General features: G+C 66.8%; 12 protein-coding genes. 3 read left to right on the top strand and 9 right to left on the bottom strand.

Annotated features, from left to right (window positions below; translation table 11 throughout):
* The first annotated feature begins 19 nt into the window (after positions 1-19).
* Positions 20-1,066, top strand: coding sequence for an EF-P lysine aminoacylase EpmA (gene epmA, locus KTJ87_RS16965; RefSeq protein ID WP_267140345.1), 1,047 nt, complete (start codon positions 20-22; stop codon positions 1,064-1,066).
* A gap of 221 nt (positions 1,067-1,287) precedes the next feature.
* On the opposite strand, the gene mraY is transcribed toward epmA, so the two are convergent.
* The 7 genes from mraY to mraZ are packed head-to-tail and all read right to left on the bottom strand — an operon-like array spanning position 1,288 to position 8,990.
* Positions 1,288-2,373, bottom strand: coding sequence for a phospho-N-acetylmuramoyl-pentapeptide-transferase (mraY, locus tag KTJ87_RS16960; RefSeq protein WP_267140344.1), 1,086 nt, complete (start codon positions 2,371-2,373; stop codon positions 1,288-1,290).
* A 4-nt stretch (positions 2,374-2,377) separates the two neighbouring features.
* Positions 2,378-3,823: a UDP-N-acetylmuramoyl-tripeptide--D-alanyl-D-alanine ligase gene (locus KTJ87_RS16955; RefSeq protein ID WP_267140343.1), complete on the bottom strand. Its 1,446-nt coding sequence runs from the start codon at positions 3,821-3,823 to the stop codon at positions 2,378-2,380.
* Positions 3,820-5,310 carry a UDP-N-acetylmuramoyl-L-alanyl-D-glutamate--2,6-diaminopimelate ligase gene (locus KTJ87_RS16950; RefSeq protein ID WP_267140342.1) on the bottom strand — a complete coding sequence of 497 codons (1,491 nt, stop codon included), beginning with the start codon at positions 5,308-5,310 and terminating at the stop codon, positions 3,820-3,822. The genes KTJ87_RS16955 and KTJ87_RS16950 overlap by 4 nt, the downstream gene beginning before the upstream one ends.
* A 15-nt stretch (positions 5,311-5,325) precedes the next feature.
* The gene (locus KTJ87_RS16945) at positions 5,326-7,116 is read right to left on the bottom strand and encodes a peptidoglycan D,D-transpeptidase FtsI family protein (protein WP_267140341.1); all 1,791 of its coding nucleotides are present in this window, start codon (positions 7,114-7,116) and stop codon (positions 5,326-5,328) included.
* Positions 7,113-7,493, bottom strand: a complete 381-nt coding sequence (gene ftsL / locus KTJ87_RS16940; RefSeq protein ID WP_267140340.1) for a cell division protein FtsL — start codon at positions 7,491-7,493, stop codon at positions 7,113-7,115. The genes KTJ87_RS16945 and ftsL overlap by 4 nt, the downstream gene beginning before the upstream one ends.
* A complete protein-coding gene (gene rsmH / locus KTJ87_RS16935; RefSeq protein ID WP_267140339.1) occupies positions 7,494-8,486 on the bottom strand; it encodes a 16S rRNA (cytosine(1402)-N(4))-methyltransferase RsmH in 993 nt (330 codons plus the stop codon).
* Positions 8,487-8,498: 12 nt separating this feature from the next.
* On the bottom strand, positions 8,499-8,990 hold the full coding sequence (gene mraZ / locus KTJ87_RS16930; RefSeq protein ID WP_267140338.1) for a division/cell wall cluster transcriptional repressor MraZ: 492 nt from the start codon (positions 8,988-8,990) through the stop codon (positions 8,499-8,501).
* Positions 8,991-9,823: 833 nt separating this feature from the next.
* Between mraZ and KTJ87_RS16925 the strand changes: the two genes are divergently transcribed.
* Positions 9,824-10,039 (top strand): DUF1127 domain-containing protein, encoded by a 216-nt coding sequence (locus KTJ87_RS16925; protein WP_407650509.1) that lies wholly within the window; start codon positions 9,824-9,826, stop codon positions 10,037-10,039.
* Positions 10,040-10,587: 548 nt separating this feature from the next.
* Here the strand turns inward: KTJ87_RS16925 and KTJ87_RS16920 are convergent.
* Together KTJ87_RS16920 and KTJ87_RS16915 are read right to left on the bottom strand one after the other, a co-directional pair.
* Positions 10,588-12,984: an ATP-dependent helicase gene (locus KTJ87_RS16920; protein WP_267140337.1), complete on the bottom strand. Its 2,397-nt coding sequence runs from the start codon at positions 12,982-12,984 to the stop codon at positions 10,588-10,590.
* A gap of 62 nt (positions 12,985-13,046) precedes the next feature.
* Positions 13,047-13,508, bottom strand: coding sequence for a hypothetical protein (locus tag KTJ87_RS16915; RefSeq protein WP_267140336.1), 462 nt, complete (start codon positions 13,506-13,508; stop codon positions 13,047-13,049).
* A 166-nt stretch (positions 13,509-13,674) separates the two neighbouring features.
* On the opposite strand from KTJ87_RS16915, the gene KTJ87_RS16910 reads away from it, so the two are divergent.
* Positions 13,675-14,823 carry an alpha-hydroxy acid oxidase gene (locus KTJ87_RS16910; protein ID WP_267140335.1) on the top strand — a complete coding sequence of 383 codons (1,149 nt, stop codon included), beginning with the start codon at positions 13,675-13,677 and terminating at the stop codon, positions 14,821-14,823.
* Positions 14,824-14,899: the final 76 nt, after the last annotated feature.

Raw genomic sequence — 14,899 nt, 5'->3', positions numbered from 1 at the left:
CCGCCCAGAGACCTCAGCGATGACCGACACCTCGCCCTGGTGGGACCCTGCCCGCCACAACGACCGCCGCCCGTTCCTCATGGCGCGCAACGTCGTGCGCCGCGCGCTTCAGGACTGGTTCGATGCGCAAGGCTTCACCGAGGTCGCCCCGGCCGCTCTTTCCTTGAGCCCCGGCAACGAGGCGCACCTGCACGGCTTTCAGACCACGCTCCTGCACCCCGATGGCCGCAGCGCACCGCGCTACCTGCACACCTCGCCCGAATTCGCGATGAAGAAGCTGCTGGCGGCGGGCGAGACACGCATCCACGCCTTTGCCCATGTCTGGCGCAACCGCGAGGCCGGGCCGCTGCATTCCCCCGAATTCACCATGCTGGAATGGTACCGCGCCGATGCGCCGTATGACGCCGTGATCGACGACACGGTCGCCCTGATCGCCGCCGCTGCTGCTGCGCTCGGCGCGCGCAGCCTGCAGTACCGCGATCGCCGTTGCGATCCCGCCGCTCCGCCCGAGCGCCTGACCGTCGCCGACGCCTTCGCCCGCCACGCCGGGATCGACCTTCTGGCCACCTGCCACGCAGACGGCACCACGGACCGCGCCGCGCTTGCGGCCGAGTGCGCGGCCAACGGCATCGCCACGGCGCCAGACGACACCTGGTCCGACATCGTCTCGAAGGTCCTCACCGGCCATGTCGAACCGCATCTGGGCCAGGGCCGCATCACGATCCTTGACCGATATCCCGCCGCCGAGGCCGCCCTCGCCCGCCGCACGCCGGACGATCCGCGCACCGCAGAGCGGTTCGAGGTCTACGCTTGCGGGGTGGAACTGGCCAACGGCTTTGGCGAATTGACCGACGCCGCCGAGCAGCGCCGCCGCTTCGAGGCCGAAATGGACGAAAAACAGCGCGTCTACGGCCACCGCTATCCGCTCGACGAGGAGTTCCTCGCCGCGCTCGCCCACATGCCCGAGGCGTCCGGGGTCGCGATGGGCTTCGACCGCCTCGTGATGCTGGCCAGCGGCGCCCCGACCATCGACCATGTGCTTTGGACACCGATCTCGCGCCTGTGATGCCGGCGCGAGGGGGGAACGCCGCTTGCGGGCATTGAGCCCGCTGCGCGGCGTGCGAGACGACTCCCGCGCGCTCTCCTGAGTATTTCGGGACCAAAGATGGAACGTCTCGTCCCATATTCATCTTTGGTCTCCAAATACCTCCAGGGGGGTCTGGGGGGACAGCGTCCCCCCAGACGGTCGCCCCGCGCAGCGGGGCGAAACCGGATCTGGCGCAGACCTTACCGCAGCTTGAGCGTTGCCAGTCCGATCAGCGCGAGAATAAGCGCGATGATCCAGAACCGGATCACGATCTGCGGCTCGGCCCAGCCCTTCTTTTCGAAATGGTGGTGGATCGGCGCCATCAGGAACACGCGCTTTCCGGTGCGCTTGAAATACAGCACCTGGATGATGACCGACAGCGCCTCGACCACGAACAGGCCGCCGACGATGGCAAGGACGATCTCGTGCTTTGTCGCCACCGCGATGGCCCCCAGCGCGCCGCCGAGTGCCAGAGATCCGGTGTCGCCCATGAACACCGCCGCGGGCGGGGCGTTGTACCACAGGAACCCGAGCCCCCCGCCGATCAGCCCGGCGACGAAGACGAGGATCTCGCCGGTTCCGGGCACATAATGCACATCGAGGTATTCGGTAAAGTCGACCCGGCCGACCGCGTAGGCGATCACGCCCAGCGCGGCGCTCGCGATCATCACCGGCATCACCGCCAGCCCGTCCAGCCCGTCCGTCAGGTTCACCGCGTTCGCGGCGCCCACGATCACCAGCACCGAGAACGGCACGAAGAACACCCCGAGGTTCATCAGGAGTTCCTTGAATACCGGGAACGCCAGCTGGTTGGTCAGCTCGTCGGGGTGCAGCGCAGAGGCCCAGGCCCCCGCCCCCGCCGCGATCAGCAGGCCAAGCGCGATGCGGGTGCGCCCGGACACGCCCTTGTTGGTGTTCTTCGACACCTTGGCGTAGTCGTCGGCAAAGCCGATCAGGCCGAACCCGATGGTCACCGACAGCACCATCCAGACGAATCCGTTGTCGAGCCGCGCCCACATCAGCGTCGAGACGATCAGCGCGCCGAGGATCAGGACGCCTCCCATGGTCGGCGTTCCCGCCTTGGTCAGAAGATGGCTCTCGGGCCCGTCCGCACGGATCGGCTGGCCGGATTTCTGGCGCTTCTTCAGCAGGTTGATCAGCGGTCTGCCGAACATGAACCCAAAGATCAGCGCGGTGAAGAACGCCGCGCCCGCCCGGAACGTGATGTAGCGGAACAGGTTGAAGAAGTCCCCGCCATCCGAGAATTCGGTCAGCCAATAGAGCATGTGATCACGTCCCCCGTGTCTCGTCCGCGAGCGGTTGCCCGAGTTTGCGCAGCGCGTCAACGACAAGGCTGACCTTCGACCCCTTGGAGCCCTTGACCAGCACGACATCGCCGGCGTCCATCAGCCCGCCCGCGCGGCGGGCGAGCGTCTCTGCCGTCTCGGCCCAGTGACCGCGCATTTCCTCGGGCAGCGCCTCGAACAGGTGCCGCATCCGTGGGCCGACGCAATGGACCAGCCCCAGCCGCCGCATCGCGGGCAGGTCCGCCAGGTCCCTGTGCAACACCGTCTCGTGCGGTCCCAGTTCCAGCATGTCGCCCAGGATCGCGATGCGGCGCCCCTTGCCGACGCGGCCCACGCCGTCGACCGGCGTCGCGGCGGCCAGCACCTCGAGCGCAGCGGCGACCGAGGCCGGGTTTGCGTTGAAGGCATCGTCGATCAGGTCGAACCGGATATGATCCTCGACCGCGTCCATCACGATGGTCTCGCGGGTGCCGCGCCCGGCGGGCGGTTCCCAGCGGCCCAGATCGTTGGCGGCGATGGCGACATCCGCCCCTGCGGCGCGGACAGCCGACAGCACCGCCATCGCGTTCAGCGCAAAGTGCCGCCCGGCGGTGTTCAGCCGGAACATCACCGGAGTGCGCCACAGCCGCCCCTTGCCTACCGTGCAGTCGTCGGACAGGTGGACCTCTGCGAGGCGGTTGAAGTTGCGCCGCGCGGTCCCGAAGGTCCGCACCGTAGCGCCAGCCCGGCGCGCCGCGTCCAGCAGGATCGGCGTGACCGGCAGATCGCCGTTGACGATGGCAATGCCGCCCGGCTCCAGCCCTTCGAAGATCGACGCCTTCTCGCGCGCGATGCCTTCAAGGCTTTCGAAGGCTTCCAGATGCGCAGCGGCGACGGTGGTTATCAGCGCCACATGCGGGCGCGCAAGGCGCGCCAGCGGAGCGATCTCGCCGGGGTGGTTCATGCCGATCTCGATGATGGCGATGTCGGTGTACGGCGGCATCCGCGCCAGCGTCAGAGGAACGCCCCAGTGGTTGTTGTAGCTGGCTTCCGCCGCGTGGATGCGCCCCTGTGCCGCCAGCGCCGCGCGCAGCATTTCCTTGGTCGAGGTCTTGCCGACCGAGCCGGTGATGGCCACGATCCGCCCCGCGCACCGCGCCCGCGCGGCGCGGCCAAGGTCTTCAAGCGCCTTCAGCACGTCCGGCACGACCAGAAGCGGCGCATCCGCCGCGACCCCGTCCGGCACATGCGAGACCAGCGCGGCGCCACCGCCCTTGTCCAGCGCGGCGGCCACGAAATCATGTCCGTCGCGCACGTCCTTCAGCGCCACGAACAGATCGCCCGGCGCCAGCGTGCGGGTGTCGATGGACACACCGTTTGCCTTCCAGTCCCCGCGCGCGTCGCCGCCCGTCGCCGATGCCGCCTCGGCGGCCGTCCATAAGGGTGTCATACGAGGCGCCCGTCAAGCGCGGCCACGGCCACGCTCGCCTGTTCGACATCGTCGAAGGGGAACACGTCGTCACCGACGATCTGCCCCGTCTCGTGGCCCTTGCCCGCGATCAGAAGCGCATCGCCCGGCTGCAGCGCATCGACGCCGCGCAGGATCGCCTCGGCCCGGTCGCCCACTTCGGACGCGTCGGGGCATCCGGCCATGACCATCTGCCGGATGATCGCGGCCTCTTCGCTGCGCGGGTTGTCATCGGTGACGATCACCACGTCCGCATGATCCTGCGCCGCGGCGCCCATCAGCGGGCGCTTGGTGGTGTCGCGGTCGCCGCCCGCGCCGAACACAACGATCAGACGGCCCAGCACATGCGGGCGCAGCGCGCGCAGCGCGGTGCGGATCGCGTCGGGCGTGTGGGCATAATCGACAAAGACCGCCGCGCCGTTCTCGCGCCGCGCGGCAAGCTGCATGCGGCCGCGCACGCCCACCAACTCGGGCAGGACGCGGAACACCTGCGAGGGATCGCAGCCCGAACCGATGGCCAGCGCCGCAGCGACCAGCACGTTTTCCGCCTGAAATCCGCCGATCAGGTTCAGCCGCGTCTGGTGAGTGCCCCCGGCCCATGAAAACCGAAGCTCCTGCCCGGTGGCGTCATAGCGCTGCGCCTCGATCCGCAGGTGTGCGCCCGCGCTGCGCCCGATGGTGATCAGGTCCTGCCCCCGGTCCACCGCCGTCTCGGCCATCGCCGGGCCCTTGGCGTCGTCGATGTTGACGACCGCCACGCCGTCCTCGGGCAGCACGCGGTCGAACAGGCCGCGCTTGGCGGCGAAGTACTCGTCAAAGCTGGCGTGATAATCGAGGTGGTCCTGGCTGAAGTTGGTGAACGCCGCCGCCGTCAGCCGCACACCGTCGAGCCGTCGCTGCGCCAGCCCGTGCGACGACGCCTCCATCGCGGCGTAATCCACATCGGCATTGGCGATGGCCGCCAGCGTCCGGTGCAGCGTGATCGGCTCTGGCGTGGTGTGGCCAAGCGGCGCGTCATAGGCACCTTCGACGCCGGTGGTGCCGATGTTCACCGACTGGATGCCCAGCAGCGTCCAGATCTGCCGGGTAAAGGTCGCCACGGAGGTCTTGCCGTTGGTGCCGGTGACGGCGCAAACGACCTCGGGCTGCATTTCGAACCACAGCGAGGCGGTGTAGGCGAGCGTCTGGCGCGGGTCCTCGGCCACCACCAGCGCGGCCTCGGAGGTGGCCAGCACATCGGCGGCGATCCGCGCGCCGTCGCGGTCTGTCAGGATCGCGGCGGCCCCCATGCGCAGGGCATACTGGATGAACTCGGCGCCGTGGACGCGGCTGCCCGGCAGCGCGGCGAACAGAAAGCCGTCCCGAACCTCGCGGCTGTCGACGGCAAGGCCGATGATCTGCGGGTCCTTGCCGCCCTTGGCCGTCAGACCGAGCGATCCCAGCGATTTCGACTCGACCCGATCCGTCATGTTCGTCCCGTCCTGCTACTGCTTTGCAGAGACTGTTACCGCAGCCGGGGGTGGAGGTTCAATCTCGGGCCGCAGGCCAAGCAACGGCGCGGCGCGGCGCACGATCTCGGCGGCGACGGGAACGGCCGTCCAGCCTGCGGTGCGGCGCGGCTCTGGCCCGGTCAGATCCTCGGCTTCGTCCAGCGTGACGACGATGACGTATTTCGGGTCATGCGCCGGGAACACGCCCGCGAAGGTGTTGATATTGACGTTCTTCTCGTAGCCGCCCGTGGCCTTCTGCTTGTCGGCGGTGCCGGTCTTGCCGCCGATGGCATAGCCTGCGACCTCGGCCATGCTGGCGGTGCCGCGCACGACGACCTGCCGCAGCATGGCGCGGGCCAGCGCCGACGTCGCCTCGCTGACGACCCGTTCCCCAAGGCGCGGGCCGGACTGGCGCAGAAGCGTCGGCTTCACCACGCGCCCGCCGTTCAGAATGGACGAATAGGCCGCCGCAAGGTGCAGCGGTGTCGTCGACACGCCATGACCGAACGAGATCGTGATGGTCGAGATTTCCGACCAGTTCGGCGGCAACAGCGGCTTGACGCCGGGTGCCTCGCCCAGTTCCACCGGCAGGGGATCAAGAAGGCCAAGGCTGCGCAGGAAGGTTTCCTGCCGCGCGCTGCCGATCTGCTTGGCAAGGTTGCCGGTGCCCACGTTGGACGATTTCACGATGACATCCGTCAGCGACAGGGTCGGGCCGTAATTCTTGCCCTCGAACTCGCCGATCTTGAACTTGCCCCAGACCAAGGGCGCATTGGAGTCGATCTGCGTGGTCGGATTGGCCAGCCCAAGCTCCATCGCCTGCGCGGCGGTGAATATCTTGAAAGTCGAGCCAAGTTCATAGACGCCCTGCGCCGCACGGTTGAACAGCGGGCTGTCCTCGGGGTTGCCCGTCACCGGAGGCGCGGGGCGGTCGTTGGGGTCGAAGTCGGGCAGCGAAGCAAGCGAGATGACCTCGCCGGTGTGCACGTCCATCACCACAGCCGCCGCGCCCTTGGCGTTCATCAGCCGCATCCCGCCATCCAGCACCTTTTCGACCGCCGCCTGAACGGACAAATCGATCGACAGCTCCAGCGGGCGGGCCCCGTTTGCGGGGTCCCTCAGGTAGTCGTCCAGCGCGCGCTCGACACCGGCCCGGCCAACCAGCTCTGCGGCGGAAACGCCTTCTTCACCAAAGCGGTAGCCACCCAGCACATGCGAAGCGAGACGGCCGTTGGGATACAGCCGCATCTCGCGCGGTCCGAACAGAAGACCGGGATCGCCGATGTCGTGCACCGCCTGCATCTGTTCGGGCGACAGCTTGCGCTTGATCCAGACAAAGGTGCGCTCGCCGGTGAACTGGCGCGTCAGGCGTTCAAGATCGAGGTCTGGGAATATCTCGACCAGCTTGGCGGCGGACCCGGCAGGATCGGTCATCAGCGGCGGCTGGACGTAGAGCGAATGGGTGACGAGGTTCGAGGCGAGGATGCGCCCGTTGCGGTCGACGATCTCGGCGCGGCCCCCGACGATGGGGGTGCCGATCACTGCGGCGGTAGGCTCCTCCGGCTCGGCGGCGGACAGGGCGCCCATCTTCACACCGACGGTGGCGAAGGCGCAGAAGAACAGCATGCCGAGCATCTGCAAACGTCCCTGCGCGCGGCTGCGCGCCCGGTCGCGCATCTCCTCGTGCCGCATGCGGATGTTCTCGCGTTCGATCGCGTCGGGGTTCTCTCCCTTGTCGCGGGCATCCAGAATGCGGGCCAGCGGGCGAAGCGGCGTGCGGGTCATGGAGAGTCCTCGTCTTCAGCCGGTTGCGGCAGGGTGCCGCTGACATCCACCGCGCCGGTGATCGCAAGCGGCAGATCCTGAACGGCGTCTGGCAGCGGATAGGGGATTTCATCGACACGGCCGAACTGGTCGGGCCGGAACGGCGACAGGTCGAGCCGCTGGTAATTCAACTCGACCAGCTCGGACAGACGGGCGGGCCGGTTGAGATAGGCCCATTCGGCCCGCAGCGCCGCGCGTTCATCCCGCAGGCGGGCGATGTCGCGGTTGAGCGTGTCGACAGCATCGAGCGCAGCCTTGGTCTGGTAGTTCTGGTGATAGGCCCAGAACGCAAGGCCCATCACGGCGAAGGCGGTCAGAAGGAACAGGATCGGGCGCATCTAGCGGCGGTCTCCGTGGCTTGGCAGGTCGGGCATCCCCAGCGCGCGGCGGTCGATGTCGGTGGCGGGCGCGTCGGTGCGGCGGCCGATGCGCAACTTGGCCGAGCGGGCGCGCGGGTTCAGGTCGGTCTCGGCGTCATCGGCGGCGACGGCCTTGCGCGTGACGATCTCGAAGCTGGGGGTGGTTTCCTCGGCCAGGGGCGCGTGACGGTTGCCCTGCCCCGCACCGCCGCCCTTGAGCTGGAAGAACCGCTTGGCCATGCGGTCCTCGATGGAATGAAAGGTGACGACCGCCAGCCAGCCGCCGGGACGCAGCGCACGCTCGGCCGCTTCCAGACCGCGGGCAAGTTCGGCGTACTCGTCATTCACCGCGATGCGCAGCGCCTGAAAGCTTCGGGTGGCGGGATGCGCTTGCCCCGGCTTTTGACGCGGCATGACACCCTCGATGATCCGGGCAAGCCGCAAGGTCGTCTCGATGGGCGCGGTGTCCCGCGCCTTGACGATGGCGCGCGCGATGCGCCGCGAGGCGCGTTCCTCGCCGTAGTTGAACAGGATGTCCGCGATCTCGGTGTCGCTGGCGTCGTTGACGATATCGGCGGCTGTCGCGCCGTCATCGCCCATCCGCATGTCCAGCGGACCGTCCTTTTGAAACGAGAACCCCCGCTCGGGCTGGTCGATCTGCATGGAAGACACACCAAGGTCCAGCACCACACCGTCAAGCGGCGCGTCCGTATAGGTGTCGAGCGCGCCAAAGGTGCCTTGCGTCAGGACAAGCCGGTCGCCGTAGTCCTTCGCCCAGGGCTGGGCCATGACGAAAACGCTCGGGTCACGGTCCACCGCGATGACACGGTCCGCCCCGGCGTCCAGCAGCGCGCGGGTGTAGCCGCCCGCGCCGAAGGTGCCGTCAAGCCAGACCCCCGACACCGGCGCCACGGCGCGCAGGATCGGCGCGAGCAGGACCGGGATGTGCGGGGATCTCGTGGGTTCGGCCACCGCGCGGCCCCCCTATTGTTCCAGCAGTGAGAGCGGATTGAAGTTCTCGGGCTTGTCGGCGAGGTAGGCTTGGACGGTCTTGGCCATCTTGGCCTCGTAGGCAGCCTGGTTCCAGACCTGGAAGGTCTTGCCGGTCGCCACGAAATGCGCCTCGCCGTCGATGTTGACCTTCTCGCGCAGCCAGGCCGGCATCACGATGCGGCCGGTGTCGTCGATGGAAGCCTTGAGCGACTCGCTGCTGATCAGCTCTTGCATCACTTCGCGTTCAGTCGATCCCAGGGGCATCGCTTCGATCTTTGCTTCGATCTCGACGATGGCCTCCATGGTGTAGCACTCAAGGTATCCGCGGAAGGACAGGCCGTAGACAACGACCATTTCAGCAGGCTTGCCCTCGACCCAGTCGGGGTCGTTGGCCTCGAGCACACGGCGAAATTCGACAGGGATCGAGACGCGACCCTTGCCGTCAACTTTCTGCGTGTGCTTGCCCCTGAACCTTTGAGCCACTGTCCCGCGGGCCCCTTGTCAACCTGCACCCCGGATCGGCGGGGCCCCGAAAATGAAAACGGCGGATTGAGCTGCTGCCACTGCCCAATCCGCCGCACTCGACCCATTTACTGGGCTGTCCGATTACGCGCGCCACCTGGGGGGATGTCTGCTCGCCCACGCATCGGATCTCTCGTTTTCGACGAAGCGGGTGCCTGTATGAAACCTGCTTATTGTTAGGGTTCGGGGTTCTTTGCTGCCCCTTAACTGTCCGCCTCATCGTGTGAATATGGATGACATGGTACTAGATGGTAATCAAGGGGAAATTATGGCCCACGGCGCAGGATGTTGTTCAGGGCGCCCCTGCAAAACAAGGTGTTGTGGACGTTCGAGGGCCAACTGACACCCTCTGTGGTGGCAATCCGCCCAGGACACACAAAATATAGCGCACCCTCAGGCTTTCGCACCACACGCCTTTACCGGGAACTTTTTTCAGCCAATTCGGCGAAACTGTGTTCGACACCTTGGGAATCTCCGCTCCAGAGTGATTCGTTCCACCGGAATCCGCAAGATCACCGCTTGGTACCATCCAGTACCACCCAAAGACCATTCGGCGCTTTCAGAACGGATGCGCCTGTGGCGCTGCCCATTGCACGATCATTCGGCGCTTCGCCCGTTCGATCACCGCTGCGAAAAATAGGTCAATGAGACATATGCAATTGCTGCATGGCAGCATTGAACGAAAGGCGGATTGTGCATCCGCAGAAAAACGCCATCTTGGGTTCAACGGCAGGGTAGCGCAAACACGAGGCTGCCCGGCCAGAACCAGAGGCAAGAGTGAAAGGAACGCAACGATGGCGTCCGTAACAGAAATTTTCGCCCCCTCCCATCCGGTGGGCGCCCGCTTCAACGGCATGAAGTCCGAACTTCGCGCTCGCTGGGAATCCTACAAGGTGTACCGCCGGACGGTGTCCGAGCTGGCCGCCCTGTCCGACCGCGAGTTGAACGATCTGGGCCTTCACCGCTCCAGCATCCGTGGCATCGCCTACGAGGCCGCCTACGGCAAGTAACACCCGGTTTCAGCCCGCCCCTCCTCCTCCCTGGGTGGTCTGAGAACGAGCGGCGGCACCCCTCCTCCTCCCTGGGTGCCGTCGCACAAGACACCGGAGCCGACATGGCTCCAACGGCATCGGACCCCCTCCTCCTCCCTGGGGTTCGTGACCTCGGCGGCACCACCCCTCCTCCTCCCTGGGTGGTGTCGCCACGGAACACCGGAGCCAGCGACTGGCTCCAACGGCATCGGGTCTCCTCCTCCTCCCTGAGGCCCGTGACGTAGGCGGCGGCACCCCTCCTCCTCCCTGGGTGTCGTCGCCACGCGAATTCAGGGGCCGAAAGGCCTCGACGGTATCGGACCCCCTCCTCCTCCCTGGGGTCCGTTAACTGAGCGGCACCACCCCTCCTCCTCCCTGGGTGGTGCCGCACATCTTCTTCGGGCCGAAACCGGCCCAAATGGCTCGGGTCTCTCTTCCTCCTCCCTGAGGGACTCGTGACTTCGGCGGCGGTGCCCCTCCTCCTCCCTGGGCACCGCCGCTTTTTCGTTTTCAGCCTTGATGGATTGTCAGAACGGCACGTCGTCCGCGGCGTCGGCGCTGACGATGAACTTGGCCACGACCTTCTTGGTCCCGGCCTTGTCGAATGCGATCTCCAGCTTGTCGCCCTCGATCGCAGCGATCAGGCCATAGCCGAACTTCTGGTGAAACACGCGGTCGCCTTCGGTGAACGCCGACACCGCGTCGAGGTCGATGACCTGGTTGCGCGTCTCGCGCGGCTGGCTCATCCCGCGCTCGGTCGCGCGGCTTTGCAGGCGGCGCCACCCGGGCGAGTTGTAGACATCGGCGCGGCTGGCCCTGTCGTGCAGGTCAGACCCTTCCATACCCATGATCTGAGGGGCGGCGCTGGCTGCCATGCCGGCCGCTCCGAAACCGCCGCCATAGAGGCCAGGAGGCGTCAGCACCTCGACATGCGCCTCGGGCAATTCGTCGATGAACCGCGACGGCAACGCAGACTGCCACTGGCCATAGACCCGGCGGTTCGCGGCAAAGGAAATCGTGCAAGCCTCTTCGGCCCGCGTGATGCCGACATAGGCCAGCCGCCGCTCTTCCTCGAGGCCCTTGAGCCCGCTCTCGTCCATCGACCGCTGCGACGGGAACAGCCCGTCTTCCCAGCCGGGCAGGAACACGGCCGGAAATTCCAGCCCCTTGGCGGCATGCAGCGTCATGATCGACACCTTGGGCCCGCCTTCTTCCTGCTCGTTGTCCATTATCAGCGCGACGTGTTCGAGGAAGCCTTGCAGGTTCTCGAACTGCTCCAGCGCCTTGACCAGTTCCTTGAGGTTCTCCAGCCGCCCCGGCGCCTCGGGCGTCTTGTCGTTCTGCCACATGCCGGTATAGCCCGACTCGTCGAGGATCATCTCGGCCAACTCGATATGGCTCTGGTCCGGCCTGCGCACGAGGTCGTGCCAGCGGTCGAACTGCTGGCACAGCGTTCCGATCTGGCCCTTGGCCTTGCCCGACAGCATGTCCGCCGACACCGCCAGCCGTGCGCCTTCCAGAAGCGACACGCCACTCTCCCGCGCCGTGCGCTGGATCACCTGCTGCGCCTTGTCGCCCGCGCCGCGTTTGGGCGTGTTCATGATCCGCTCGAAGGCAAGATCATCGTCGGGCGATACGGCGACGCGGAAATAGGCCATCGCGTCGCGGATCTCGAGCCGTTCATAGAATCGCGGCCCCCCGATCACGCGGTAGGGCAGCCCGATGGTCAGGAACCTGTCCTCGAAGGCGCGCATCTGGTGGCTGGCCCGCACAAGGATCGCGCTTTCGTCCAGGCTCATCGGCCGCATCCCGCGCGTACCGCCCTGCATCGCCTCAAGCTCTTCGCCGATCCAGCGCGCTTCTTCCTCGCCGTCCCAGTGCCCGATTAGGCGCACCTTCTCGCCGTCCTGTTCCTCGGTCCACAGCTCCTTGCCCAGGCGTCCCGCATTGGCGCGGATCACACCCGATGCGGCCGACAGGATATGCGGGGTCGAGCGGTAGTTCTGTTCCAGCCGGATCACGGTGGCGCCGGGAAAATCCTTTTCGAACCGCAGGATGTTGCCCACCTCGGCGCCGCGCCAGCCATAGATCGACTGGTCGTCGTCACCCACGCAGCAGATGTTGCGATGGCTTTGCGCCAGAAGGCGCAGCCAAAGATACTGCGCGACGTTGGTGTCCTGATACTCGTCGACAAGGATGTACCGGAACCAGCGCTGATACTGCGCCAGCACATCCTTATGCGTCTGAAAGATCGTCAGGACATGCAGCAAGAGGTCGCCGAAATCGACGGCGTTCAGCTCTTTCAGGCGGGCCTGATACTGGGCATACAGTTCCACCCCGCGCTGGTTGAAGGCGCTCGCCTCGGCCGCTGGAACCTTGTCCGGCGTCCAGGCGCGGTTCTTCCAGTGGTCGATATGCCCGGCCAGCTGCCGCGGCGGCCAGCGTTTTTCGTCGATGTCGGCGGCCAGCACCAGTTGCTTGAGCAGCCGCACCTGGTCGTCGGTGTCGAGGATCGTGAAATTGGACTTGAGCCCCACCAGCTCCGCATGCCGGCGCAACAGCTTGACGCAGATCGCGTGGAAGGTGCCGAGCCACGGCATCCCCTCGACCGTCTGCCCCAGCAGCCGCGCCACGCGGTCCTTCATCCCGCGCGCGGCCTTGTTGGTGAAGGTCACGGCGAGGATCTCGTTCGGGCGCGCCTTGCCCACGTTCAGCAGATGCGCGATCCGTGTCGTCAGCGCCTTGGTCTTGCCGGTGCCCGCGCCAGCGAGCATCAGGACAGGGCCATCGAGCGCCTCGACCGCCGCGCGCTGCGCGGGGTTCAGATCGTCCAGATAGGGCTGCGGCCGCGCCGCCATGGCCCGCGCCGACAGCGAGGTCTGCGCGGCACTGGCAAAGGCGTCGTCTTCATCGAAGTGACTCATGCGGGCAATCTAGCGGTTTGCCCGCCCGGTGGAAAGGGCGTGTTCCACCTTCGTTCCGGGCGTCATTCAAGGGTTGGAAGGGAAATCGCCTTGCCAAGGTCGCATGACACCCGGCTCGATGCCATCACTGGCAGATCGTTGAGCGACTTGTCCAGCGGCACATCGCGGAACGCTGATGTCGCCGCCCAGGCCACGACGAAATCCTTGGAGCAGGTGCCATAGGCAATACCCAGGTGATCGGCGACGCGCCGGATTTCGTACTGATAGCGGTCTTCGCGCCCGTCGGTGTCGATGATGACCACCATCGGCGTCTTGCCGGCCAGAAGCGCCGAGAACACCGCCTGATGTACGCTGTCGCGTGAGCCTGCCTTGTTGTCGAGGCCGATCTCGATGACGTGCGTCGGTGTCTCGCAGTCGATTCGGATGATCCGGTTCTCGCCGAGGTTGGGGAAACTCTGGCGCATTTCGGTGGCGCCCCCACTCAGCAAGCCGCAGAGCAGCGCCGCAATTCCCACCTCGCCCACGTCTCGCCCCCTGCGTGTTGTTAACCTTCGTTAACACGCCCCCGGACGCCCCGCACCACCCTCATCATCTTTGGTCTGCAAATACTCAAACCCGGCCCCTCCACGGTCGCCCCGGCCGGTCATGCAGCCCCTTCCGCCCGCCAGCGCCCGGCGCTATTCACGCGTCATGGATCTCGATCACACGCACCCCTCGATTGCCGACCTGACCGCGCGCGCGCGCCGCCGTGTGCCGCGTTTTGTCTGGGACTACCTCGACAGCGCCACCGGCACCGAGGCGACAAAGGCCCGCAACCGCGCCTCTCTCGACAAGGTTCTGCTGCGGCCCGCCGTCTTGTCCGGCGAAACCGTCCCTGACCTGTCGGTGCGCCTTCTTGGCCGGGACTACCCGCTGCCGTTCGGCATCGCGCCCGTCGGCATGTCGGGGCTGGTCTGGCCTGGGGCAGAGCCTAGCCTTGCGCGCCTCGCGCAGCGCAGCGGCATTCCCTACGGGCTGTCCACCGTCGCCAGCCGCACGCCAGAAGACGTCGCGCCGATGATCGGCGATCAGGGCTGGTTCCAGCTTTACACGCCGCGCGATCCCAAGATCCTGGCCGACATGCTGGGCCGGGTGAAGGCGGCGGGCTTCCACACGCTGATCCTGACCGCCGATGTGCCCGTCGCCAGCCGGCGCGAGCGTCAGCGCAAGGGCGGGCTGACGCATCCGCCCCGGATGTCCCCGCGCATCCTTGCGCAGACCGCCCGCTGTCCGGCCTGGGCGCTGGGGACGGCGCGCGTCGGGATGCCGCGCCTGCGCTTCATGGAAAGCTATTCCGACAAGATCGGGCCGCTGCCCTCGACGCAGCATATCGGCTACCTGCTGCGCACCTCGCCCGACTGGGAGTATCTGGCGCGGGTCCGGCAGGCTTGGGACGGGCCGCTCGTCGTGAAGGGCGTCCTCTTTGGCGAGGACGCCGTGCGGCTGAAGGATGCGGGCGCCGATGCGGTCTGGGTGTCGAACCATGCAGGGCGGCAGTTCGACGGCGCCCCTGCCGCGATTGACTGCCTGCCCGGCGTGCGCGCGGCGGTCGGCGACGACTATCCGGTGATCTTCGATTCGGGGATCGAAGGCGGGCTCGACATCCTGCGCGCCTTTGCGCTTGGCGCGGATTTCACCATGTTGGGCCGCGCCTTCCACTACGGGCTCGCCGCGTTCGGAACACCGGGCGCCGCCCATGTCGTGCACATCCTGACCGATGATCTCAAATCGAACATGGGCCAGCTTGGCATCACCAGACTGGCCGAGGTGCGCGACCGTATGTGGACGCCCGGCGCCTGAAACCGGCGCCCCGGACCGCCTTGCGGCGGGCCCGGACGGCCGGGGCAAAAAATCGCCGCGAGGTCCAAAAAGACCC

This window comes from Anianabacter salinae (assembly GCF_019061145.1).
In the GTDB taxonomy this organism is placed as follows: domain Bacteria; phylum Pseudomonadota; class Alphaproteobacteria; order Rhodobacterales; family Rhodobacteraceae; genus Anianibacter; species Anianibacter salinarum.
Note: the sequence above shows the minus strand (reverse complement) of the source record. Positions and strands in the feature narration are given on the sequence as shown.

What these genes read in the sequence shown, in the direction of transcription:
- epmA (WP_267140345.1), top strand. Translation starts at nt 20, where the DNA reads ATGACCGACACCTCGCCCTGGTGGGACCCTGCCCGCCACAACGACCGC.
- mraY (WP_267140344.1), bottom strand. Translation starts at nt 2,373, where the DNA reads ATGCTCTATTGGCTGACCGAATTCTCGGATGGCGGGGACTTCTTCAAC.
- KTJ87_RS16955 (WP_267140343.1), bottom strand. Translation starts at nt 3,823, where the DNA reads ATGACACCCTTATGGACGGCCGCCGAGGCGGCATCGGCGACGGGCGGC.
- KTJ87_RS16950 (WP_267140342.1), bottom strand. Translation starts at nt 5,310, where the DNA reads ATGACGGATCGGGTCGAGTCGAAATCGCTGGGATCGCTCGGTCTGACG.
- KTJ87_RS16945 (WP_267140341.1), bottom strand. Translation starts at nt 7,116, where the DNA reads ATGACCCGCACGCCGCTTCGCCCGCTGGCCCGCATTCTGGATGCCCGC.
- ftsL (WP_267140340.1), bottom strand. Translation starts at nt 7,493, where the DNA reads ATGCGCCCGATCCTGTTCCTTCTGACCGCCTTCGCCGTGATGGGCCTT.
- KTJ87_RS16925 (WP_407650509.1), top strand. Translation starts at nt 9,824, where the DNA reads ATGGCGTCCGTAACAGAAATTTTCGCCCCCTCCCATCCGGTGGGCGCC.
- KTJ87_RS16920 (WP_267140337.1), bottom strand. Translation starts at nt 12,984, where the DNA reads ATGAGTCACTTCGATGAAGACGACGCCTTTGCCAGTGCCGCGCAGACC.
- KTJ87_RS16910 (WP_267140335.1), top strand. Translation starts at nt 13,675, where the DNA reads ATGGATCTCGATCACACGCACCCCTCGATTGCCGACCTGACCGCGCGC.